This is a genomic window from Bacillus sp. EKM208B, from assembly GCF_011800725.1.
Lineage (GTDB): Bacteria > Bacillota > Bacilli > Bacillales > Bacillaceae > Bacillus > Bacillus velezensis.
The window spans coordinates 208239-232518 of sequence record NZ_JAANHO010000005.1; the positions used below are offsets into that span (position 1 = coordinate 208239).

Sequence of the window (24280 nt, forward strand, 5' to 3'; positions counted from 1 at the left end):
TTAAAGCATGTAACGAAAAAAAGGAAAAGACTTTTAGTCCTTTCCTCCTTTATTTTTATAGGTCTTTATATATAGGTTCTGCACTTTTTAACTTTTCTATTTTTTCCTCTTTTCCGTCGTCCGCATTAATGAACATTTGATACGTGTCTTTCCCGATCGTTCCGAGCATTTCATAGCAAAGCACTTCCTGACCGAGTTCATTCGTGATCAGCGCCTGCCGGGTCTCCCGCACTTCAACATTTTTATTCAGCTTCGCTTTCGCTTCATCAGCTGACAAAGCGGGAGCCGGAATCGTTCTCGTGCGGTGCGCCGCCAGGTAATCACGCGCGGAAAAACCGACGACTTCACCATCATCCAGCGCCACTTTCATTCGGATGGCTTCCGGATAAATGCGGACATTTTTCTCCACGGGGATAAAAGAAAAGACGCCGATGTTATTATATTGCGCGCTTTCATCAATTTCGAGGCCTTTTGTTTCATATCCATTTTTCTTTAAAAACGCGACGGCCCGGTTAGATGCTTCATTGAGGCTGATCTTTTGTTTCTTCACGGCCCGTTTTTGAATCAAATAGACCGGATGTCCGCCTTTTTGGGTAATATCCATATAGATAAAAGACTTGTTGTCGGCGTCTTTCATGCGGATGCTGTATACGTCCCGATTCGTCTTCCTGCCGCTTTTGACCACTTTAATTGAATAATTATGATCAGGCGCAAACCGTTGTGCGATTTTGACCGCTTCTTTTTCCGTAATTTGTTTTCCTTTCAGATGCGTAAAACCTTTTCGTTCTGTATTTGCTCCCGTAAATGTGGGGCTGATGCTGTCTTCAGAAAAAGCGCCTACATTTTTTTCGACTGTTTTAAAGCTGTCGACGATCGTATTATCGCTTTGTTTTTTGTCAGAGGCGAGTGCCATCTCAACATCCATCCACCGTAAATTTTTGCTCATGACGAGATGCTGAACGCTGCGGAGCTGGTTTTGAATGTTCTCCGCCTGTTTGTACAGGCTGTTCAGTGTTGTATATTCTTTCTTATCAAGCGGTTTTTGATCTAAATCCCGGACGGATGTTTTATAGCTGAAATCTCCTATGTTGGATAAAAACTCCTCCGTTTTATTAAAAGGCATGAGAGTCAGCGGCAGCTGGCTCACATTGTTATGAGCTTCAGATGTTATTCTCCATACATCAATGAGCGCCGGAGACAGAGATTTTTTACTGTTCATCGCAAGCGTCGTCCCGATTTTGTCGTGAAGCTGATCTACATGGTACGTCAATTCATGAAAAGCCCTCTGATAATTATTTTCCGCATGCAGAAGGACCGCATCTTTTTCCTGATGCTCTTTATATCCCCAATATCCGGTTGCGGCGATCGCGACACCGAGAACAGCGATAATGATTCCTCTAATCATGTTAACACCTCATTTTTCGTACTTTTACTCACAGAAAATGTGTTTTCCGATTCTTTTTATCTGCGGACGTCCCCAAATCCATTTGCTTGTCGCCGTATCAGGATTGAAATAATAAATCGCGTTTTCAGAAGGGTCCCAGCCGTTGATTGCATCAAGAACCGCTTCTTTTGCTCTTTCATTCGGCTGCATATATATTTGGCCGTCGGCAACAGCGGTAAACGCGAGCGGTTCGAAAATGACGCCGGCCACCGTATTCGGAAATAACGGGCTTTTAATACGGTTTAAAATAACCGCGGCGATGGCAACCTGCCCTTCAAACGGCTCACCGCGCGCTTCCCCGTACACAGCCTGTGCCAAAAGATTGATGTCGTTGTTTGAGAAACCGCCAGGCATATTGGCCGCTGTCGTATTTTGCTTTTGATTTGACTGACCGCCTGTATTGTTTTGCGGCTTTTGAGCAGGCTTATTCGTTCCCGCCGGCTTCTGCGTTCCGGCTCTCGGTTTTGTTTGGTTTTCCAATGGGACGTTGCCATAATGAGTGAACGTATTCCCTTTTTGGATCTGCTCCATTACATATTCACGGTAATATTTTGATTTTGAAATCAGCACCTGTTTGGTTTTCGCGCCGACGAGGCCGTCAACCGGCTTCATGCCGAATTTCTCCTGAAAATTTCTCACGGCCCAGTATGTGGTCCAGCCGTAAACACCATCGATTTTCCCGTTATAAAATCCGTTATATTGAAGACGGGCCTGCAATTCTATAACATCATCACCTGTCGCGCCTCTTTGAATCACTTGACTTGAAAACGCATGAACCGTTTCATGATGATCGAAGAAAGCGGCGGCGAAAGAAAATAGAATGAGACATGCCATAAAGGCTCCTTTGCACTTCATCTCTTCAAGCCTCCTACTGCAAAATTTAAAGTGTACCCGTATTGTCTGTCACGAGGTTATTTTTATGCACGTTTCCTTCTTATCCCCTGTCAAGGCATAAAAAAGAAACCGCACGCGACGCGCGGTTTCTTCACACTTGGATCATATTGACGGAGCGTGCTTTTTTTGCCTTTCGCAGCCCGAACCACCATAAAAACAGCATAAACGGCAGCATATAATATACCCAATGATTGAGGGCGGTAAGAATAAAATCGTAAGAACCGTGCAGACATGAAGGCACGGCCAGCGAAATCACAAGCCATTTGACACGGGCTTTTTTCTGCGAAAAGCGGGCTTTTCCGAGATAAAATCCCATAATCACTCCGATCAGCGCATGGCAGGAGACCGGCAGAAGCGCCCTGATGAAAGCATGCTCAACGCCGTGGCCGAATAGATACAGAATATTTTCAAGCGTGGCAAATCCTAAAGACACACTGGCCCCGTAAACGATTCCGTCATAATGCTCATCAAAATGAGCATGCGGATACACACTGATCATCAGAACGAACCATTTCACCGATTCTTCCAGAAATCCCGAAGACAAAAACGAAACGAAAAAGCTTCCTCCCCCCACATGCTCTTTTTCAAGAACATATTGGATAAACATGGTCGGAAACACAAGGACAACCCCGAGAAAAAAAGACCTCAGCACCATATGTACGGGTTCATTGTCATACTGATCTTTTAAATAAAAATAGCTTAACAGCGCAATGCCGGGAGCAATTCCTGCAGAGATGATTGCAAACATCAGGCAACCTCTTTCCTTTATATTCCTATATCTATGGTACCATGTTGTTCATATTTTTACATCTTTCAATTTTTTTAAAAAAGAGCATATGAATGATCATATGCTCTCTCTACCCAGCCGTTTTGATATTTCGTTTGCGATCAAGCCGCCGTGAAAACGGCCGTTCTCGATAAAAATTTCATTGGCGTTATTTCCAGCCGCAATGACTCCGGCGATAAAAACACCGTCAACATTTGTTTCCATCGTTTCTTCCCGGAAAAACGGCCGGCCTGATTCAGCATCAATCCGCACACCGATTTTTTCGAGGAAACCGTGATCGGGATGGTATCCCGTCATGGCAAATACGAAATCGTTTTTCAGCCGGACCGTCTCATTTCGGCCGGAGCGGAAAATGATTTCATCTTCCGTCACTTCTTCAAGACAAGCGCCGAATTCCATCCGGATTGTGCCGTTTCTGACAAGGGCCTCAAACTCAGGCAGAATCCACGGCTTGATGCTCGGGGAGTACTCATGTCCTCTGTAGAGCACCGTGACGCGCGCACCGGACTTCACCAGTTCCAAAGCCGCGTCCACACTTGAGTTTTTCCCGCCGATCACAGCAACATCTTTATCAAAATAAGGATGGCCTTCTTTAAAGTAATGAAATACCTTAGGAAGCCCTTCACCCGGGATGTTCATATAATTCGGATGATCATAATATCCTGTCGCAATGATACAAAACGGAGTGAGGTAGCGGTCTTTTGATGTTTCTACAAGAAAACGGCCGTCTTCCTGTTTCGTTACGCGCTCCACTGTTTCAAAGGCGTTTACGCGCAGCTCTTTTCTTCTGACGACCTCTCTGTAGTAAGAGAGAGCCTGTATTCGGACCGGTTTTCTGTTTTCCGTAATAAAGGCAACATCGCCGATCTCCAATTTTTCACTTGAACTGAAAAAAGTTTGGTGGGTCGGATAGTTATAAATGCTGTTTACGACATTCCCTTTTTCGATCACAAGCGCGTTCACGCCAATTTGCTTCAGATGTATAGCCGCCGATAATCCGCAAGGACCTCCGCCTATTATAATTGCTTTTTCTTCTGTCATGTCCTTCAACTCCTGCGATTGGCATTTCCATCATAAGTTTCCACTCATATAAAAAATCTCCTATATTATCATAGGAGATTTTTTTTGTTTATGCAAACGATTGGTTTATATCCAGCCTCTGAAACGCGAAGCCTCAGCCATTTTCCGCACGCCGACCATGTAAGCCGCAAGCCTCATGTCAATCCGGCGGTTTTGGGACATTTCATAAATATTATTAAACGATTTTATCATCATATTTTCCAGTTTTTCCTCGACTTCTTCTTCACTCCAGTAGAAGCCTTGGTTGTTTTGAACCCATTCGAAATAAGAAACCGTTACACCGCCGGCGCTCGCCAGAACATCGGGAACCAGCAGCGTTCCTTTGTCTGTCAGGATTTTCGTTCCTTCCAGTGTCGTCGGTCCGTTTGCCGCTTCTACAACGATTTTCGCTTTGATGCGGTCAGCGTTTTCTTCTGTAATTTGGTTTTCGATCGCCGCCGGGACAAGTATATCACAGTCCAGCTCAAGCAGCTCCTGATTCGTAATGGTGTCATTGAAAAGCTTCGTCACCGTTCCGAAGCTGTCTCTGCGGTCAAGCAGATAATCAATATCAAGACCGTCCGGATCGTAAAGGCCTCCGTACGCGTCAGAAATTCCGACAACTTTCGCGCCGGCGTCATGCATAAACTTGGCCAGATAGCTGCCCGCATTTCCGAAACCTTGTACGACGACGCGCGCGTTCTGAATATCGAGACCTTTTTTCTTGGCCGCTTCTTTTATACAGATGGTAACGCCTTTTGCCGTAGCTGATTCCCTGCCGTGGGACCCGCCGAGTACAAGCGGTTTTCCCGTAATAAAGCCGGGTGAGTTAAATTCATCAATTCTTGAATATTCATCCATCATCCAAGCCATAATCTGCGAGTTTGTAAATACGTCAGGTGCCGGGACGTCTTTAGTCGGTCCGACAATCTGACTGATTGCTCTGACATATCCCCTGCTCAGCCTTTCAAGCTCTCTGAATGACATATTTCTCGGATCACAAACAATTCCGCCTTTACCACCGCCATAAGGAAGATCAATAATTCCGCATTTTAAACTCATCCAGATGGAAAGTGCTTTCACCTCTTTTTCAGTTACATTCGGGTGAAAACGAATGCCGCCTTTTGTCGGACCTACGGAATCATTGTGCTGCGCACGATAGCCTGTAAATATTTTCACAGACCCGTCATCCATCCGAACAGGAATTTTAACCGTTAATAATCTGAGCGGCTCTTTCAGCAGTTCATACACTTCTTCTGGATACCCCAATTTTTCCAGAGCTTTATGTATTACGGTTTGGGTTGATTTTAATACATCATGTTTGTCTTCTTCATTATGACCGGTGAATCGATCGGCTGCCATTTGAGTTAACCTCCTAAAATCTTCTGTTTCTCTCATGCTCCCTTTCAGTGACTAGTATACACCTTCAATATCTCCGTGCATAGAAGAAAGACAATGATTTTTCCATTATTTCGCTTAAAAAAAGACGGCCGCTGAAAACAGCTGCCGTTTCAAATCTTTTTTATGAAAAATGTTTCTGGATGGTCTCCACAGCATTGCCGTCCATGATGAGTTTTCCGTACTCATGGAGCCTGTAAATCGTAATCGTCGCCGGGTGTCCGTATTCAGCCAGCACCGCGATGACGCCTTCGGCGGAACGGGAGCCGAGGTCTTCAAGGCTTACATAGTATTGGTTCTCATAGTGGTAGACAGTGCCGCCGGTAATCCCGATTCGGTGAAGGCTTCCGGCAAGCTGAATGATATCTTCAAACGAATGGAACTGATAAATAATATCCGGGCTTTCGTCAAGTTTGACCTGCATCTCGATATAATCATCGTCATATTCGTCATCTTCTGCGTCCGCGTCATGATTTTTCGTTACAATCACAACCATGCCTTGTGCCTGAAGAGAATATACTTCCACCGCGATCGGACCATTCGCTTCAAAGCCGAGCTCTGTATTTGCTTCATTCATCATATCTTTAAATAACTGGTGGACTTTAAACGAGTCCTTCCAGAGGTCTTCTTTTGTCAGTCCCCGATCAGTCAGATCGTCGAGGGTTAAAAAGATTTTAATCTTATTATAGTTCAGACGCTCAAGCCGCATAATGTTCCCTCCTGCCTCTTCTTGCACACAAATCATATAACACAGTATATGAATAAATGAGTCATAGGTTCTTAATTTGTTATCAGTTTACACCGTGTACAGCGGGAAGACAAGCAGAACGCCGTTTTTTATCACCGCGGCCGGATTAGTTTCATGAAAACGGCTCATCCGGTCCGCACAGCGTAATCATATGCGTCTCCGGTTTCGCCCCGAGCCTCAGCGGAACTTTTGTCGTCCCGTAGCCGTTGCTGATCAGGTAATGCGCTTTTTTTACCGTTCCCGTCCCGCCCAATTCGTACGGCCCGAACCGGCCGAAACGGATTTGGCCGCCATGCGTATGGCCGCTGAACACAGCGTCAATCCCGTCTGACTCCCTCATCTGCTCATGGATGTCGGGGTTATGGCAAAGCAGGAGGTTTACTTTGTCAGCATCCGTATATCTGATTGCAGAATCGTAATCATCCATCATCATCCTGATATCATCCACCCCGCAGATCGTAACGGTTTCCCCTTTATAAGCAAACTGAACCGATTCATTTCTCAGCGGGATCACTTTATATGCCCGTAAAAGAGAGAGCAGTTTTTGCTGGCTGACCTCGTAATCGTTATTTCCCCACACATACATGACAGGCGCAAGAGCCGTCAGACGTTTGATGTTTTCTTCAATTCTGGCGTAAGGAACTCCGCCCTCCGCCAAATCACCGCCGAGCAAAACGGCATCCGGCTTATGAACTGCCGCTTCGCGGAGAAGCTTTTCATCAATTAAACGGCGGTGCACGTCAGATATAAAGAAGATGGTGAGCGGCTTCATCCCCTTCATTTTATCAAGCGTAAATGTATGTGTTTTCAGATGGCTGCCGTTTGCCGTTTTGTACATAACGGCCGCCATAACCGCAGCCGCTCCCGCCAATGAGCCGAGAATTCCCGCTGTAAGCTTCATAAACGCACTCTCCATTCTGTCATTGTCTTATATTAGACGGACAAACAAAAAAAGACGTTTCTATCCTTTCCGGAAAACGCCTCATTTTATTTGCTTTCAAAATAAAGATTGATATCATACCGATGTTTCATCAAGTGAAAAACAGATTCTCTCGCCCTCCATTTTTCAGGCTGGGGCCATAAATCCGTGCTTTTTTGGATAATTTCACATCTCAGTTTATGAAATTCACCCTCAGCTTTTTCTTCCTTTTTTTTAAAATAATAAGAAGTGCAATACGCAAAAGCGGAAGCCATAATCCAGCACAAGTAAACCGTATGGCCTAATATTTCCTGCAGAATCAGCTGCGGAGAGGCTTGGGGGGCATTAAAGCTTTTAAACATCAGCAGTATGCACATCAGGGAAAAACAAACGAGGGACGCCCACTGCCATCTTCGGCATTGTGCGGCATAATTTTCGTATTTTAATTTCCGTTTCACCAGCGCCTGAAGCATTTGTTTCGTCGGTCCGTCAGCAAATCGGTCTAATTGCTTCCATAAAGAATCCATGCGCTTCACACCTTGTCCGTTTTCATTGGTACACTATATGAAAAACACGGTGAAAACATGCATTTATTTTAATCAGACAGCGGAATGTTCAGAACCTGGCCGGTGTACACGTCGTTTCCGTTTAATCCGTTGTAGCTGCGGATTTTTTCTTCGCCCGCCCGGCTTTTATAATATTTCATTGAAATGCGGTAAAGCGTTTCTTTCGGCTGTACAGTATGCTGTACGGTCCGCACTTTTTTCGGGACAGTCCCGGCTTGATCACTCGCGGAAGCCGGAGCCGCTTTTTCACGGACAGCCGGCGGAGACTGCTGTTTTGTCTCCGCGTATTCGGTGTCTGTCGGCTTTACTTGTTTTTCTGAGGGCGTTTCCGTTTTTTCAGGTGTTTTTTCACTTGGTTTTTCTTTCGTTTTTTCAGATGCAGCCGCTTCTTTCTTATCTTTGTCGTCAGACTTTTTTTTCTGTTGTTCTAAAAGAGCGGTTTCTGACGTTTCTTTCTGAGCGCCTTTCGGAATAACGGCAGGCGCGCTTTCACTGTGGTCTATGAAGACATCTTCATAGTCCTTCGGGTCAAATCTGCTGCTGTTCGTCATATAAAGAAGACCGAAAAAGACACCGATTGTTACGATAATGAACAGGACGGTCAGAAAAGTGAACAGCGGCGTTTTTGTTTTGGTTTTTTCCTTTACCTGCTCTTCCTTTTTTTTACGCTCCTCTTTTACAGATTGTCTTGTCGGGAGGCTGTCTTCAAGATATTCAATTTGTTCATCCGCGGCCGCGGCAACCTGCTGCTCGGCACGCAGCTGAGCTTTTCTTCTTTCAACTCTTGACATTTCCGTCATGCAAACCCCTCCTAACATATTGAAAACGGATCTGACAGGCAAATACCGCATCAATAATAAAATGCGCTGTAACCGGAACGAATAAATTGCCGGTCCATTCATAGATAAGCCCCAGCAAAAGACTGATGCCCGCAACCATCATAAACAGAAGCCACTTCGCCAAGTATCTGAAATGAAGCACGGTAAAAATGAAGCTGGCGGCCCATAAGCCGATATGTGTCTGCAGAACACCTCTGAACAAAATCTCTTCGCTGAACGAAATGAGAAGCGTCAAAAACAAAATGTGCAAAACCGGCCTGTTCTTAAAAAGCAATACATTAATGCCGCCGTCATCATATAAATGCGAAGGACACCATTTCATCACCGCAAGATCGGCAAAAATGACAAGGACGGCAAGAGTTACACCGTACCATATGATATTATCGTCACGTATATGCCACAGCTTTAAAAAATCGTGAATGTCGGTGAAAAAGAAAAAGCCAATAACAGCTGAAACCGCCAATATGAGCAATTGGGTGGCATACAGCTGCATCACAATCTCCCGGTCTGAGAGCTGCCGGATCAATTCGCTTTGCCGTCTCAGCTGAACTCACCCGCAGACTCTGAACCGAAAATCCGGCCTAATTCCAGCTTCCAATCTTCAAACCGTTCCATGTTTTTACGTTCTCCTTTTTGCTCGTACGGAGCCAGATCAAGTCCGCAGCTGCTGCAGCATTGTCCGGTTTGACCATCAGGCTCATACGGTTCATCAAAATAAGACAGCAGCGCTTCTCTTATACATTCTTTCCGCTCTAATAACGCCGAAAAACGATTCATTTTACGCAGCTTTTTTTCCACGCGGTATGTCAGTTCTTCCTGCAGCTGCTCTTTTGTGGTTTTTCCTTGCAGATACAGATGGACGGCCGTTCGCGCCTGTGTTTCCTGGACGCCCTTATTGATCAGAACGTCCCGAAGCTTTCGCTCATCACCCGTACCGGCATCCCGTATGACGGCCAGAATGGCTTCCAGGTCATAATCAGACAGGCTTTCTGTCTGAATAATCTGCTGCTGAAGCTCGGTATCGCCGGGCGCCCTCAGCAAAATACTGACACTCGGGCTGCCGTCGCGTCCCGCTCTGCCGATTTCCTGCATAAAGGCCTCGGCCGTTTGGGGAGGATAAAAGTGAATGACAAAGCGGATATCTGACTTATCCACACCCATGCCGAACGCATTGGTGCAGCAGATGCAATCAAGCTGGTTATGGATAAATTGCTGCTGGATCAAGATTCTGTCCCCTGTATCCATTCCGCCGTGATAATAATCCGTCCGCTTTCCCGTTTTTTCATTCAGCTCAGCCGCAAGCTCTTCCGCCCATTTTCTGGTCGGACAATATATGATACCCGGGCCTTCAAGCTTTTCGGCAAGCTCCGTGAGCCTGCTTATTTTCTCGGCATTATCCGCCAAATGTTCTGCCGCCAGGAGAATATTCGGCCGGTTGACTGAATAAAGATGACGCACCGCATGCTCAAGGCCGAGCACATCCGTCACGTCTCTGAGCGTTTCTTTTGTCGCTGTTGCGGTCAGCGCCAATACAGGCGGCTTTCCGAGTGCCTGCCTGAAAGGTCCGAGCTTCGAATAATCAGGCCTGAAATCATGTCCCCATTCTGATATGCAATGAGCCTCATCAATAACAAATAAACTGACCGGGACATTTTTCAAACGGTTCAGCACATAAGGTGAAGAAAGGGCTTCAGGAGACATATAGAGAAATTTATACCGGCTGATGTTGCTGAGGATAAAATGCCGCTCTGCGGAATTCAGCATGCTGTTTAATGCCGCAACCCGCTTTTCCCCTTTCGCTTTCAGCTGCTGCACCTGATCTTCCATTAATGAAAGAAGCGGTGAAATAATCAGCACCAGCCCGTCCATCATGTAACCCGGGAGCTGATAGCATAATGATTTTCCCCCGCCGGTCGGAAGCATGGCGATCGTATCTTTTTTTTGGAGCACGCTAGTCATAATCTCTTCCTGCCCTTTTTTAAAGGAATGCAAACCAAAATACCTGGATAAAGCTTTATGCAGCTCAGTCATGCTGATTCACCGTCTTTGCCAGCGCCAGCCTGATCTGAAAATAGCTGAAGCGCATCTGCATTCCTTCGCGAATCCGTTTAATTTTATTCGTTTGATGCTGTTTTGCAAATGCCGTTATCATACGCTGTTCCTCTTCAGAAAGATACTGTTCTATAAAAAATGCAGGCTGGTGCAATGATATTTCTACGATATGATCTTCGATTGTGGCGGTTTTTAAATTTCTGACCGCGGCGATCCGTTCAATCGGAAACCCTTTTTCCAACAGCTCAAAGGTTTTTCTGGCAGACTGTGTCAGCGCGCTTTCCGCCTGCAGATCGGACAGCAGCTCGCGCAGAGCGGGATATGCACATTGCGGAAGCGATTGAATAACATAATGTACCGCTCCCCAAAACTGGACGGACACATACCATTCATCTTCGTTCAGCTGGAGAGCGAGCTGCTTATTCGTTTTGCCGATTCTGTTGAATGAAGTTAAAGAATAGACAAAAATAAGCGCCTGCCGTTCACTTACGCCTTGCAGAAGCTGAAACAGCACGTCATGCATTTGGACGGAAAGCTCTTTAGCATCTCTGTTTTTCCGCATGAACCGTTTGACCCATCTCAGCGTCTGCACATCGTTGGTAACCGGGATATATTGACTGCATTGATGCTCTTTGTTTGACAGGACTTGAATGAGCAGGGAAAGCCGCCTCCACAGGGTGCCAGCAGGCGTTTGATAATTCGCGCCGTGGCAGTGCTTCGGCCAAGGCCGCTCGGCAAACGCCCGTTCAAGCTTTTGAACGCCGCGCGCAGTCACTTTCCACGTCCCCTCTTCTTTTCCGGCTGTGATGTATGAGCTCTCGGTGAGTTTATGCAAAGAAGCAGCAATATCGCCGCGTTCACACTGTGAAGCCATGCCGAAATATTTAGCGATCTGAAATAAGCCGGCATCCTGAATGGTTTGAGACGACTTTTTTCCTTTTAATAAATGAAACACAGCACTCGGAGTCCGTTCGCCGTCTATTTTGTCCAGACAGTCGAGAACCACGGTATCAAAGAAGTTTATCGCCAATCTAAACACACCTACATTTCTTCTGTGACAAGTTTCGTTTTTTGGTTCTTTTTATTTTAACAGATTTTCATATAAATTTGACGTTTAAAGTCATCTTTTAGGGGGAAGTGCTAAAGAGAATCCCTTATGTGATAAGCATTCTCAATCATTTTTCTGTTGAAATTTGACACTAACATCATTACAATAAGTAAGAGGAATAGGTGTTATATTTAAAAATATATAAGGTAAACCATTTGTTCCAACACGAACAATCTGGGAGGTTTTATTCATGGCAAAGTACACAATTGTAGATAAAGATACGTGTATTGCATGCGGCGCCTGCGGAGCTGCGGCACCAGACATTTATGATTATGATGATGAAGGCATTGCGTTCGTTACGCTTGACGAAAATAAAGGCGTCGTCGAAGTTCCGGAAGTTCTGGAAGAAGATATGATTGACGCATTTGAAGGATGCCCTACTGATTCAATCAAAGTTGCGGATGAACCGTTCGAAGGCGACCCGCTGAAATACGAATAAAAAAGCCCTCCCCGTGAGAGGAGCTTTTTCGTCCTGAATAAGACTCCGGCTGTTATCGGCCGGAGTCTTATTTTTTGCGATCAGCACAAACAAAAAAGCGTCCGGCTGTTTTCACAGAGCGGACGCTTTCAGTCTTTATTGTGTTTGGATGCTGCGTTTTTGTTCAATCCAAGGTTTCAGCTTCGTAAAGATGAACGTAAAGACGATGGTGATGATAATGCCTTTTACAATGTTAAACGGCAGAATTCCTGCGACAACCGCCGTTTTTAACTGGCTGTTTGACAGTGCCGGTGAATGTAAAAACCAAGTATACGCGGGCAGGATAAGAATATAGTTCAAAATACTCATCAGCACGGTCATCGCCGCGGTTCCGGCCAGCAGGCTCACCGCAAGACCTTTTGCAGAATTGAGCTTTTTAAACATAAACGCCGTCGGCAGAATAAACAGCGTTCCCGCGATAAAATTGGCTGCCTGCCCGACAGGCACGCCGGCCATGCTTCCTTGAATGATATACTGCAGAATATTTTTAATCGCTTCAACCGCAATCCCCGCCGCAGGCCCGTAAACCAAAATGGCGATAATTGCAGGAACGTCACTGAAATCAATTTTCAAGTAATCCGGCAGACCCGGAAACGGGAAATTTAACAGCATAAGCACAAAAGCAATACTGCTAAGCATACTGATGACAACTAATTTTTTTACTTTCACAATGCTCTCTCCTTTTCGATCAAATCTCTCGAAAAGAGGAAAGGTTCTTTTGCGCCCCAATAAAAAAACCGCTTTTGTTAAAAAGCGGGAGCTTACTAAGGCTTGGCAAAGAAACGTTTGATATAAGCATCAAAACGTCTGCTGAACCTCCATCTTCTCCCATCCAGACTATACTGTCGGCTCCGGAATCTCACCGGATCCTGCCGCCGAAGCAGCTCGCGGGCTTAGAGCGTGATGCTCATCACCGCCGGTAGGGAATTTCACCCTGCCCCGAAGATTGATCTTATGAATTTATTCACATTATATATGATCAAGTTGCAATTGTATAGAGAACTGCTCAATTTTATATAAAATATTGGGGACACCCCATTTTCAGCTGATTCTGCGGTTTCCTTTTCTCCTTTACTGCGTCAATACACATTGACACTCTATTGAGAATATGATAAATTATCAGATATTTAGTCAGCTAAACTAGGAGGAAATCTAACAATGTTTCGAGTTTTGGTCTCAGATAAGATGAGCAATGACGGCTTAAAGCCGCTGATGGAATCAGACTTTATAGAAATTGTTCAAAAAAACGTCGCGGACGCAGAAGATGAATTACATACCTTTGATGCCCTGTTAGTCCGCAGTGCCACGAAAGTAACCGAAGATTTGTTTAAAAAAATGACTTCTTTAAAAATCGTCGGCAGAGCCGGTGTCGGCGTAGACAACATCGACATCGATGAGGCCACAAAACATGGAGTTATCGTGATAAACGCGCCGAATGGAAACACCATTTCAACGGCAGAGCATACATTCGCGATGATTTCTTCATTAATGAGACACATTCCGCAAGCCAATATCTCAGTAAAATCAAGAGAATGGAACCGGACGGCTTTTGTCGGGGCGGAGCTCTACGGAAAGACTTTAGGCATTGTCGGTCTGGGCCGGATCGGAAGCGAGATTGCCCAGCGCGCCAGAGCGTTCGGTATGACGGTTCATGTATTCGATCCTTTCTTAACCGAAGAGAGAGCCGGCAAAATCGGCGTAAACAGCCGGACATTCGAAGAAGTGCTTGAAAGCGCGGATATCATTACCGTCCACACGCCTTTAACAAAGGAAACAAAAGGACTGCTTAACAGAGAAACCATTGCCAAAACAAAAAAAGGCGTCCGTCTTATCAACTGCGCAAGAGGCGGCATTATTGATGAAGCAGCGCTTTTGGAAGCGCTGGAAAGCGGCCATGTCGCAGGCGCTGCCCTTGACGTGTTTGAAGTGGAACCGCCTGTTGAATCAAAACTTCCCGACCATCCGCTGGTGATCGCCACACCTCACTTAGGCGCTTCAACGAAAGAAGCACAGCTGAATGTCGCGGCACAGGTTTCTGAAGAAGTGCTGCAGTTTGCAAAAGGTCTGCCTGTCATGTCAGCGATCAACCTGCCTGCGATGACGAAAGATGAATTCAAAAAAATCCAGCCTTATCACCAAATTGCCGATAAAATCGGAAGTCTCGTGTCACAATGTATGAAGGAACCCGTCAAAGATGTTGCGATTCAATATGAAGGCACCATCGCCAAACTTGAAACATCATTTATTACAAAAAGCCTGCTGTCCGGTTTCTTAAAACCGCGTGTAGACTCAACGGTCAATGAAGTGAACGCCGGCGGTGTAGCAAAAGAACGCGGAATCAGCTTCAGCGAGAAGATTTCCTCCAATGAATCAGGATATGATAACTGCATCAGCGTAAAAGTGACCGGAGACCGGAGCACATTTACGTTAACGGCTACGTATATCCCTCACTTCGGTGAACGAATCGTTGAACTGAACGGCTTTAATATTGACTTAAATCCTGCCGGCCACCTCGTTTATATCCAGCACCAGGATACGACTGGTGTAATCGGACGCGTCGGACGCATCCTCGGCGATAACGATATCAATATCGCTACCATGCAGGTAGGCCGTAAAGAAAAAGGCGGAGAAGCCATTATGATGCTTTCTTTTGATAAACATTTAGATGATAAAGTCGTCAATGAGCTGACTTCAGTTCAGGATATTGTTTCCGTTAAACTGATTGACCTTCCGTAACCAACAAAAAACCCAAAACATTCATATGTTTTGGGTTTTTTTACGTTTAATGGCTTGGAAGAGGATTAGGCGCGGCAGGCACAGCGATAGGTTTTGTCACATCATAATTACCGATTTTCTTTGTATGCGCATGTGTGAACAGCACCTCAGAATAACCGAATTCCTTCGCAGTTAACAGAAGCCCTTCGATCATTAAAATCCCTTCCAGCGAATCTTCAACCTTATGTTTTTCGGACAATTGAATCCGCAGCTGCTCGCCGTCTTCCCTTTCCGATACCGATGCAATCGCATCTGCTTCTATAATGCTCGCGGTCTGTGAGCCTCCGTCTGTTGTCTTCATCCCGTCAATAGCCTGATATACTGAATAATAGGTTTGTTCAGACGGGATGAGATACTCTTGTCCCAGACTGTCGCTGTAAGAAAAATACGCCCGGTTTGTCTGTTTATGTACGGACATCTCAGCGGAAATGCCGTAAGATTTATAAAAATCCTGTCCGGCTCCGTTTTGAACCTTTTTCAATTTAATCCGCTCGTAAGGACTCCATGTCAAAGTCTCTTTCAGCATCTTTTTCAATAAGTCAGCATCGGCAACTGATTCGATAGAAAGCCGTCCGTTTACCTGCACAAGCAAATCCTTCTTATCCGCCGTTACCTGCACACCGTCCAAAAGGTTCGGCACAGAAAGGAAGGATTCGGGCACTTCTAGGTTTTCCGCTTCGGATAAAGCCTCTGATACCGATTCATCCGGCTTCTTTTTTTCAAAACTGACCGGAATGACGGCGGATGTTTCTGAATCGGCAAATGCCAAAGTAATGTAATTGTTTTTGTTTTGGTTTGAGACGACGAACGTCTTCTGATCCGGCGGCTTGACAGAAGCTGACTGACTGGCTTTTTCAGTCTGGCGGCTGTCAGCGGTCAGATCACCGGAAGATTTGTTTGTCATCAGGTGAGGAGATATAATCAGAGCGATGCACAATGCGCAGACGCCGGCTGCGGCGGGGCCGATCCAGCTTCGGGCCGGCTTTTTCCTGTACGGTTTACCCGTTTCAATATTCCGGTAAATGGCCTCGGGTGAACGATGATCTCTAACCGCCGGAAGTTGTCTTAACAACTCCTCTACTCTTTCTTCGTTCCAATATGACTTCATCATCCATTAGCTCCTCCCTCAAAAGCTCCATCTGTTTCCGAAGTATTTTGAGCCCTCTGTGTTGGGTCGTTTTGACTTTGCTTTCCGAGAAGCGGAGAGCGGCGGCTGTTTCCTGAATGGAATATCCCTGAATAAATCTCAAGATAATAACAGCTCTTTGATCAATGGTGCAATGATCAAGCGCGGTATAAATTTCCCGGACGTTTTCATGCTGTACGGCGAGTTCGTCCGGAAGCAAATGCTGATCTCTGACATCTTGTGTATCCCAATCAAACGTACCCATAATACGCTGTCTGATCGTCTGCTGCTTGCGGAACCAGTCAATCGCCACATGGCGTGCGATGGACAACAGCCATGTTTTTTCACTGCTTCTTCCTTCAAATGTATGATAGGAATTCAAGACGCGGATATACACTTCCTGCGCCAAATCTTCAGCCTGCGACTTATCTTTTACCATATAAAATAAAAATTGATATAAATCTTGATGGTATGCATCATATAATATCTGAAAGGTTTCTTCCATGGGAAACCCCTCCGTTCACTTTTTTGTCGTAAAAATGCGTTGAAAAGTTACATTACAACTATATTACGAGAAACTGGAATTTGGAAGGGAATTTATATTAACATATTCTTAAATTTTTAAAGGAGAAACAAATAAAAAACACCCGCAGAACATGCGGGTGTTTCGTATGGAACAAGATTGTTCGTCAATTTCAGACGTCATCCTGCACTTTTGTCGGAATATAAAATGTAAACGTCGTCCCTTTGTCGATGCTGCTGTGAACCGCAATTGAGCCGCCGTGGGCTTCCACGATATTTTTTACGATGGCGAGCCCGAGCCCGGTCCCCGCCCTGCCTCTTGTTCTTGCTTTGTCCGCTTTATAAAAACGTTCAAAAATAAAAGGCAGGTCCTCTTCCGGTATTCCCGAGCCGGAATCTTTGATATCGATTTTCAGTCCGTCTTTTACGGTCTGAGCCGCGATATGAACGCTTCCGCCTGACTCCGTGTGGCGCAGCGCATTATCTATAAGGTTGGTAAACACCTGTTCCATTTTATCTTCGTCAAAGACACACTCCGGCTGAGACACCGAGATGTCTTCTGTGAGCGAAACGCCTTTTTCCTTCGCTACCCCGGAAAATTTGCGGGAGATCTTCTCCAGAAATTCATGCAGGTTTACCGTTTCATAGTGCAGGCCCGTATGTCCGGATTCCATTCTGGCCAAATCCAGCAAATCATTGACGAGCCGGCCCATGCGAAGAGATTCATCATAAATGATCTGCGCGATTTCTTTTTTCTCCTCTTCGGTGCTTGCAATGTCGTCCACTATTGCTTCGCTGTATCCCTGCAGCATAGAAATCGGGGTTCTGAGCTCATGACTGACATTGGCAATGAAGTCTTCACGCAATTTATCGAGCCTGCGCTCTTCGGTCATATCACGGAGCACGGCCACGGCGCCGCGGACGTGTGATTCCGCATAAAGAGGCGACATCAATAAAACCCATGACCTTCCTTGAAGCGTCATTTCAATCATTTGCTCTTTTTCCGTGTTCACTGCATTTTGAAATAGCTCTTTTGCTTCAGGGGGAAGGTTGTCTCCTTCTTTAATGTTCATGTTCTGCTCATAATACCATGCCTGCAGAAAACGTTCGGCCGGCGGGTTGGTCACCAAAATGGTGCCGTCGATATTAATGGTAATGACACCGTCTGCCATACTGCTTAAAATATTGGACAGCTGTTCTTTTTCCTGATTCAGCGCGTTAATATGGAAATTGAGCTGCCGTCCCATCTGATTAAAGGCAATAGCCAGTTCCCCGATTTCATCTTGGGTCAGAATCGGAATTTTTGTATCAAACTTTCCTTTCGCCAAGTCTTGGGCGCCTTCCCGCATTTTCCGAAGGGGATATGTCACCCTGCTGGATAAAAAGAACGCGAAAAACGTTGTCAGGACGATGGCAATGCCCGCCGCAAGAAAAATATAGCGGGTTGTATGTTTCGTCGTATCTTTGACGGCAAGCAGCGATTGGGATAAAAAGACCATGCCTTTTTTGCCGTCTTTTTCATACGGCACTCCGACGATCAGCCGTTCGTTATCCGAACCGGCATTGTTGGGCACCGCACGTTTGCTTACTTTTTTGCGGTCTGTCAGCGCCTTGTGCAGATCCCGGTCATGTTTGATCTGCTCTAATGTAATAGAGGATAAATGATTATCGTCATTGGGCGAATACCAGACATGCTTATCATCCTGAATGATCGCGATGCTCGTTAAATTGTCCGCCAGTTCCCACGTGATGGATCTGGCAAGCGGCTGGTCTTCATGATTTTCTATTATGACCGCAATTTTATCGGCAAGCTGCGTTAAATCTTTTTCCGCTTCTTCAACGTGGTAATTTTCTATAAATTCCAGAAGCAGCACCGTTAAAATAAATAAAACAATTAACACGAGTGAAAGAATGGTAAACCAAAGCTTACCTACTACGCTTTTCCAAAACTTCATTCAGCGCCTACCTCAAATTTGTATCCGACTCCCCATACGGTGACGATTTTTTTCGCCGCTCCCGGGGATACTTTATTTAATTTTTCACGGAGCCGTTTGACATGGGTGTCCACCGTTCTGAGGTCTCCGAAAAATTCATACTGCCACACTTCTTTTAAAAGCTTTTCCCTGTCGTACACTTTGTCCGGTGTTTTCGCCAGGAAGTACAGCAGTTCATATTCCTTCGGCGTCAGGCTCACCTCTGTGCCGTCGGCAGTCACCCTGTGAGCATCGTGATCAATAGATAGATGCGAAAAGACGAGCACATTTTTTGTCGGGGTATTGGCTGTCAGATAAGATGTTTGGGAAGCCCTTCTTAAAAGCGCCTTTACCCGAAGCACCACTTCTCTCGGGCTGAAAGGCTTGACGATATAATCGTCCGTACCCGCTTCAAACCCCTGGACGCGGTTGGCTTCTTCCCCTTTTGCCGTCAGCATGATAATCGGCGTCGCTTTTTTTTCTCTGAGCTGCCGGCATACTTCGATTCCGTCCGTTCCCGGCATCATTAAATCCAAGAGCACCAGATCATAATCTGATGCCAGCCCCATTTTAATGGCCTCGTCGCCGTTTTCCGCTTCTTCAATCACATAGTTTTCCCGTTCAAGGTACATTCTTAAAAGGCGTCGAATTCTGGCTTCATCATCTACTACTAATATTTTAGTTTCATTTGTTTGATCCATCGTTTTCCCCCTGCTTTCCTTCTGTTACTTTCATTTTAACAAACTGTGCGGCAGCTTGAGAACTGTATCGGCTTTTTGCATCTATGCGTACGAATGAAGTCCGGCAAGCACGAGATTCACAAAAATCAAGTTAAACATAATAATGGCGAAGCCGATGACGGCAAGCCACGCGGACTTTTCGCCATGCCAGCCTCTTGACAGCCGCAAGTGCAAATACGCTGCGTAAAATAAAAAGGTGATCAGCGCCCATACTTCCTTCGGGTCCCAGCCCCAAAAACGCGTCCAGGCAAGCTGCGCCCAAATCATCGCAAACACAAGCGCGCCGAGTGTGAATACCGGAAAACCGATGGAAACGGCGCGGTAGCCGACTTCATCGACCAAGTCCAGGTTCACATTTTTGACGAGCGGGCTGATAAGAGCGCTGATTCTCTTTCTGAATATCAGCCTGAGCGCACCGTATAAAACGAGACCTGCGCCAAACGACCAGATCACCGTATTGACCTTTCTGCCTGAAAAAATGGCCGGAAGCTCAATAAGCGGCTTCATTGCGCCTTCCGTAAGCAGTTCTCCGTCATGCGGGCCGACAAGCGCAGGCATATCATATATCATGACGCTTTTGGCCTCTTTTTTATCCACCCAATTAAATTCAGCTTTGTAGTCCGCCAGCCGGAATGCCGACGTGACGGCGATAAATGCCACGGTCGTCACGAGTATAAACATGATGACTTCAAGCCAGAACGTTTTTTTGCCCGGTCTGGATTGGTCGACATGCTTTAACAGGAAAATGACGCCGGCTACAAAACTGATCGCAAGAATCGCCTGCCCGAGCGCCGCCGTTGTGACGTGAATGTACAGCCAATTGCTCTGCAGTGACGGAATAAGCGGCGTGATGTCTGTCGGAAACATGCTTGCATATGCGATAAGCAAAAGCGCGATAGACAATGTGAACATGCCTAATGAAGGCAGTCTGTAAATAAAGTAAATAATAATAAAAGCGAGAACAAGCATCATGCCGAATGACGTCGTAAATTCAAACATATTGCTGACAGGCGCATGTCCGCTTGCCGACCATCTCGCAATGAAGTAGCCGAGATGACAAAGAAATCCGAAAATGGTTAACGTGATTCCGATAGCCGACCAGCGGCCCTTACCGTCCTTAGCACCTTTTGTTCCCCGGATGGCGCCGCCGAAAACCGGGACGGCAATTAAATAAATCAAAAAGGCAGCATAAAGAAAATTTGCGCTCAGCTCCGCCATGACACCACTCCTTTTTCACTAGGCCTGATTTTTGGCCAATTCTTTTTGATCGGCCGGCTCTTGAATCCCGGTCCCGCTAAGAACAAATTCGATATCCTTTTTCAGACCGAACCAGTTTTTGTTCGTATGTCCCGCCACAAGCACTTCACGATCACCTGTTTTGATCCAGATCCTTCTGTGCTGCCAGTACATTCCTTGAATGACGCCGATCATAAAGATCGCGCCGCCGACGGCAAGCACCCATAAGGTTAAGTCTTTTCTGACGGTGAGTCCTGTAATGTTTTTCGTTTCCACATGGTCGAATTTTAATTTGTACTTGTTACTTTCGGAACCTTCAACAGTCTGCTGAATCGCAACAAAACTTTTCTCCCCTTTCGGCTTGTCAGGAGCCGTGATTTTAAAGACAAAAGCCGGATTGTTAGGAACCTTCGTTTTCGTGCTCGGTTCTCCGTCCTTGTTAAAATAAAAATCAGGAAGATAACTGGCGATCTGCACTTTGTAACCGTTACCAAGATCATAGTCCGTGTCGGGATCAAGAAGATTGATCTTCAGTTTGCCGAATGACTGTTTTGTTTTTTGGTCGATCAGCTGAAATACCATCTGATCGAGCTGGTTTTCTTTATAGTCCACCTGATACACAGAATAGGAGTCAAAGCGCAGCGGTTCATTGACGCGGATATTGTTTTCTTTGACTCTTTTAAGCTTCGGCTTTTCACCGAATACAATGTCGCCTTCCCTTTTGTACAAAACCGCGTCCGTTGTGAAGGATTTGGCGACTTTGCCGTTTCCGGCTCTGTCAATGGCGTCGGCGAATACTTTTTTCTCAGTGTCTTTGTTATATGTCTGCATCGTAAACCGGTTGTTTTTTAAGTAATATTTGCCGTCAGTGCCGGGGATCTGGGCGGTTTCGCCTTCACGGACCCAGAGCGTTTCATCGACATACATACCGGGTACAAATCTCAGCATGGCTCCGATCAGAAAAATGATCAGGCCGATATGATTGACGTAGGGCCCCCACCTTGAAAAACGGCCTTTTTCCGCCAGAATGCTACCCTCTTGTTCTCGCACTCTATAATGCTTTTTTTTCAATCGTGTTCTGAGGCTATCAGCCGCATCCCCGCTCAGCTCGGTTTCTGTCCGGCTGTATAGACGCTGCCTCTTCAAAAAGACCGGATTCCGCCGTACTCCTTGATTTTTCAGCGCCCTGTACAAAGGAATCACCCGATCCAGGCTGCAGATGACCAGTGATATGCCAATGGATGCGATCAGGAGCATATACCACCATGAGCCGTACAGCTGATGAAATCCCAGCAGATAATACAGTTGACCGATTATGCCGTACTGCTGTTCATAATATGTATCCGGCTGGGCGCCCGGCGGCAGATAAGCTTCCTGCGGAAAAACCGTGCCGAAAGCAGACGCCGCCAGAGTAATGACGATCAGCCATATTCCGACTTTTACGGAAGAAAAGAAGTTCCATACCTTATCTACGATTGTTTTGTTATATGTTTGCGAACGTCTTGCGCTGCCGTCGTACCGCATATCGGCAAGCGGCGATTTTTGATCATCAAGCGGCTTCCCGCACGACTCGCACAAAACCGTCCCGGCTGGATTCACGTGCCCGCATTCACATTTGACCTTTTTCATGAAGACGCCTCCGGCTTAATTAAATTCATATAGTCATGAACCATGCGTTCTGTCATCGTGCCGGTCACCACTTTCACGACGTTTCCGTCGGGATTGATCAAAAATGTCGTCGGAATAGGTGATACGCCGTACGCGTCCAGCACTTGCCGGTCAGTATCGAGCGCAACCGGGAAATTGACGCCGTATGTTTTCATAAAATTATGTACTGCAATTTTTGATTCGCCGACATTTACCGCAACCACCTCGACACCGAGGTCTTTAAAATGCTTGTATTGATTCTCCATGTAGGGAAATTCCTGCTTGCACGGCTCGCACCACGTTCCCCAGAAATTCAGAAAAACACCTTTTCCTTTTAACTGACTCAGTTCTATGAGTCTGCCCTCTGTATCTTTCAGCGCGAAATTCGGGGCTTTGGACCCCTCAGATATACGCTCTCCGTTTGTGTATACGGCATTATAGATGGTATATCCGAGCGCGCAGAGTAAGATGAGAAGGATGCCGGTCCGAATGAATAAACGCCGCCGTTTTTTGTTCATTGTACACTGCTCCCCTCCCCTGCCTGCAAATCCATTCAATTATATCATCAACACGTTTTGTAATTTTTGAAGGTTATGTGAAAATTAGAAAGCGTTTTTACCGTGTTCAGCTAAAGCCCGCAGCCTTTTCACCTCATGCGGCGACAATTCTCTTGCGTCTCCTGTGCGCAGGCCTCTTAAATCTAAAAATGCGTATTCTTCACGTTTTAGTTTCAGCACGTCATGACCGATCGCCTCGAACATGCGGCGGACCTGTCTGTTCCGGCCTTCATGAATCGTCAGCTGAATGATGCTCGTCTGCTTTCTTTTGTCCAGGGAAAGCATTTTCGCTCTGGCCGGCGCCGTCTTGCCTTCTTCAAGCTGAATGCCGCGCTCAAGCTTTCTCAGAAGTTCCTTGGAAGGAATCCCCTTCACTTTGGCGACGTATGTCTTATCAATTTCGTATTTCGGATGCATGAGTTTGTTGGCAAACTCGCCGTCATTTGTTAGCAATAAAAGTCCGCTCGTATCATAATCAAGCCTGCCGATCGGATAAATGCGCTGCGGCACTTCTTTGAAAAAGTCGGTCACCACTTTCCGCCCTTTGTCGTCATCAGCTGCTGAGATCACTCCTCTCGGTTTATAAAGCAGAAAGTACACGGGTTCTTCCCGCTCCACCTTTAATCCGTTTACTTCAATCTGATCAGAACCGGTCACTTTTACGCCGAGCTCTGTTATTACTTTTCCATTCACCTTTACTTTTCCTTCTTTTATCAGCTCTTCCGCCTTTCTGCGTGATGCCACGCCGGCATGAGCAATAACTTTTTGCAGTCTTTCCATGTCGTTCACCTCAAGTATAATCTTACTTTTTTCCCCTTGAACAAACAAGCTTTTTCAGGGAGAGTTATTCTGATATATAAAAAGCGCCTGATTTCAGGCGCTTCCAAATAATAACGTAACTATGATGATTGATGCAACCACCCCGATCAAATCAGCAAGAAGACCAACCTTTAAAGCATCCCCCATTTTTTTGATGCCGACCGCCCCGAAATACACCGTCAGGACATACAGCGTCGTGTCAGTCGATCCCTGCATGACCGAGGCCAGTCTGCCGATAAATGAATCAGGCCCGTACACGGCGATCAGATCTGTCGTCATGCCGAGCGCCGCCGTTCCCGAAATCGGGCGGATCAGAGCAAGCGGCACGACTTCTGCGGGAATGCCGATCGCTGTAAAGAAAGGCTTGCACAGCCCCATGACAAAATCCAGCGCGCCCGAGGCCCGGAATACGGTAATCGCCACCAGCATCCCGACCAAATACGGAATGATGGAAAACGCAATCTCAATTCCTTCTTTTCCGCCTTCAACGAATGATTCATACGTCGGCACTTTTTTGATCGTGCCGTATATCAATATACCGGCGATAATAATCGGAATCATGGCTAAAGACAGCCAATTCACCATTTCCATTC

At 46.0% G+C, this 24280-nt stretch carries 24 protein-coding genes and 1 riboswitch; of the genes, 2 read left to right on the forward strand and 22 right to left on the reverse strand.

Translation table 11 applies throughout. The annotated features are described in order from the left end of the window. Positions 1-55: 55 nt before the first annotated feature. The 12 genes from ypeB to G9F75_RS11530 all read right to left on the reverse strand — a co-directional run bounded on the left by ypeB (position 56) and on the right by G9F75_RS11530 (position 11736). A complete protein-coding gene (ypeB, locus tag G9F75_RS11475; protein ID WP_007409448.1) occupies positions 56-1405 on the reverse strand; it encodes a germination protein YpeB in 1350 nt (449 codons plus the stop codon). Positions 1406-1429: 24 nt separating this feature from the next. Further along, complete coding sequence (gene sleB, locus G9F75_RS11480; protein ID WP_167409109.1) at positions 1430-2299, reverse strand: spore cortex-lytic enzyme; 870 nt, start codon at positions 2297-2299, stop codon at positions 1430-1432. A gap of 130 nt (positions 2300-2429) precedes the next feature. Then, a complete protein-coding gene (gene prsW / locus G9F75_RS11485) occupies positions 2430-3086 on the reverse strand; it encodes a glutamic-type intramembrane protease PrsW (protein ID WP_003153415.1) in 657 nt (218 codons plus the stop codon). Between the two features lie 96 nt (positions 3087-3182). Then, positions 3183-4166 carry a YpdA family putative bacillithiol disulfide reductase gene (locus G9F75_RS11490; protein ID WP_014418270.1) on the reverse strand — a complete coding sequence of 328 codons (984 nt, stop codon included), beginning with the start codon at positions 4164-4166 and terminating at the stop codon, positions 3183-3185. A 105-nt stretch (positions 4167-4271) separates the two neighbouring features. Further along, positions 4272-5546, reverse strand: a complete 1275-nt coding sequence (gudB, locus tag G9F75_RS11495) for an NAD-specific glutamate dehydrogenase (protein ID WP_003153413.1) — start codon at positions 5544-5546, stop codon at positions 4272-4274. Between the two features lie 160 nt (positions 5547-5706). Continuing rightward, positions 5707-6291, reverse strand: coding sequence for a genetic competence negative regulator (locus tag G9F75_RS11500; protein ID WP_003153412.1), 585 nt, complete (start codon positions 6289-6291; stop codon positions 5707-5709). Positions 6292-6442: 151 nt separating this feature from the next. After that, positions 6443-7231, reverse strand: a complete 789-nt coding sequence (locus G9F75_RS11505; RefSeq protein WP_167409110.1) for a metallophosphoesterase — start codon at positions 7229-7231, stop codon at positions 6443-6445. Between the two features lie 86 nt (positions 7232-7317). Continuing rightward, a complete protein-coding gene (locus tag G9F75_RS11510) occupies positions 7318-7776 on the reverse strand; it encodes a YpbF family protein (protein WP_007409443.1) in 459 nt (152 codons plus the stop codon). Between the two features lie 68 nt (positions 7777-7844). Continuing rightward, the gene (locus G9F75_RS11515; RefSeq protein WP_014418272.1) at positions 7845-8615 is read right to left on the reverse strand and encodes a LysM peptidoglycan-binding domain-containing protein; all 771 of its coding nucleotides are present in this window, start codon (positions 8613-8615) and stop codon (positions 7845-7847) included. Beyond that, on the reverse strand, positions 8593-9180 hold the full coding sequence (locus G9F75_RS11520; RefSeq protein WP_007409441.1) for a CPBP family intramembrane glutamic endopeptidase: 588 nt from the start codon (positions 9178-9180) through the stop codon (positions 8593-8595). Before G9F75_RS11520 ends, G9F75_RS11515 begins: the two co-directional genes overlap by 23 nt. 14 nt (positions 9181-9194) lie before the next feature. After that, positions 9195-10685, reverse strand: coding sequence for a RecQ family ATP-dependent DNA helicase (locus G9F75_RS11525; protein WP_014418273.1), 1491 nt, complete (start codon positions 10683-10685; stop codon positions 9195-9197). Further along, positions 10678-11736 (reverse strand): YpbB family protein, encoded by a 1059-nt coding sequence (locus tag G9F75_RS11530; protein ID WP_167409111.1) that lies wholly within the window; start codon positions 11734-11736, stop codon positions 10678-10680. Before G9F75_RS11530 ends, G9F75_RS11525 begins: the two co-directional genes overlap by 8 nt. A gap of 268 nt (positions 11737-12004) precedes the next feature. On the opposite strand from G9F75_RS11530, the gene G9F75_RS11535 reads away from it, so the two are divergent. Then, positions 12005-12253: a ferredoxin gene (locus G9F75_RS11535; protein ID WP_003153403.1), complete on the forward strand. Its 249-nt coding sequence runs from the start codon at positions 12005-12007 to the stop codon at positions 12251-12253. Between the two features lie 135 nt (positions 12254-12388). On the opposite strand, the gene fmnP is transcribed toward G9F75_RS11535, so the two are convergent. Then, complete coding sequence (fmnP, locus tag G9F75_RS11540) at positions 12389-12961, reverse strand: riboflavin transporter FmnP (RefSeq protein WP_003153402.1); 573 nt, start codon at positions 12959-12961, stop codon at positions 12389-12391. Between the two features lie 147 nt (positions 12962-13108). After that, positions 13109-13243: riboswitch (FMN riboswitch) on the reverse strand. 207 nt (positions 13244-13450) lie between these two features. Between fmnP and serA the strand changes: the two genes are divergently transcribed. Further along, positions 13451-15028 carry a phosphoglycerate dehydrogenase gene (gene serA, locus G9F75_RS11545; RefSeq protein WP_017418054.1) on the forward strand — a complete coding sequence of 526 codons (1578 nt, stop codon included), beginning with the start codon at positions 13451-13453 and terminating at the stop codon, positions 15026-15028. 46 nt (positions 15029-15074) lie between these two features. On the opposite strand, the gene G9F75_RS11550 is transcribed toward serA, so the two are convergent. The 9 genes from G9F75_RS11550 to spmB form a co-directional block, all read right to left on the reverse strand. Beyond that, positions 15075-16178, reverse strand: coding sequence for a hypothetical protein (locus tag G9F75_RS11550; RefSeq protein ID WP_014418275.1), 1104 nt, complete (start codon positions 16176-16178; stop codon positions 15075-15077). Then, on the reverse strand, positions 16114-16698 hold the full coding sequence (sigX, locus tag G9F75_RS11555) for an RNA polymerase sigma factor SigX (RefSeq protein ID WP_014418276.1): 585 nt from the start codon (positions 16696-16698) through the stop codon (positions 16114-16116). The genes G9F75_RS11550 and sigX overlap by 65 nt, the downstream gene beginning before the upstream one ends. A gap of 190 nt (positions 16699-16888) precedes the next feature. After that, positions 16889-18670: an ATP-binding protein gene (locus G9F75_RS11560; RefSeq protein WP_007409435.1), complete on the reverse strand. Its 1782-nt coding sequence runs from the start codon at positions 18668-18670 to the stop codon at positions 16889-16891. After that, positions 18667-19389, reverse strand: a complete 723-nt coding sequence (gene resD / locus G9F75_RS11565; protein ID WP_003153397.1) for a DNA-binding response regulator ResD — start codon at positions 19387-19389, stop codon at positions 18667-18669. Before resD ends, G9F75_RS11560 begins: the two co-directional genes overlap by 4 nt. 81 nt (positions 19390-19470) lie before the next feature. Beyond that, positions 19471-20646 (reverse strand): c-type cytochrome biogenesis protein CcsB, encoded by a 1176-nt coding sequence (gene ccsB / locus G9F75_RS11570; protein WP_003153395.1) that lies wholly within the window; start codon positions 20644-20646, stop codon positions 19471-19473. Between the two features lie 18 nt (positions 20647-20664). Then, on the reverse strand, positions 20665-22293 hold the full coding sequence (gene resB, locus G9F75_RS11575; protein ID WP_167409112.1) for a cytochrome c biogenesis protein ResB: 1629 nt from the start codon (positions 22291-22293) through the stop codon (positions 20665-20667). Continuing rightward, the gene (gene resA, locus G9F75_RS11580) at positions 22290-22829 is read right to left on the reverse strand and encodes a thiol-disulfide oxidoreductase ResA (RefSeq protein ID WP_014418277.1); all 540 of its coding nucleotides are present in this window, start codon (positions 22827-22829) and stop codon (positions 22290-22292) included. The genes resB and resA overlap by 4 nt, the downstream gene beginning before the upstream one ends. A gap of 84 nt (positions 22830-22913) precedes the next feature. Continuing rightward, on the reverse strand, positions 22914-23648 hold the full coding sequence (gene rluB / locus G9F75_RS11585) for a 23S rRNA pseudouridine(2605) synthase RluB (protein WP_007612296.1): 735 nt from the start codon (positions 23646-23648) through the stop codon (positions 22914-22916). 93 nt (positions 23649-23741) lie between these two features. Then, entirely contained in the window at positions 23742-24278 is a 537-nt protein-coding gene (gene spmB, locus G9F75_RS11590) for a spore maturation protein SpmB (RefSeq protein WP_015240119.1), read from the reverse strand. Between the last annotated feature and the right edge of the window lie 2 nt (positions 24279-24280).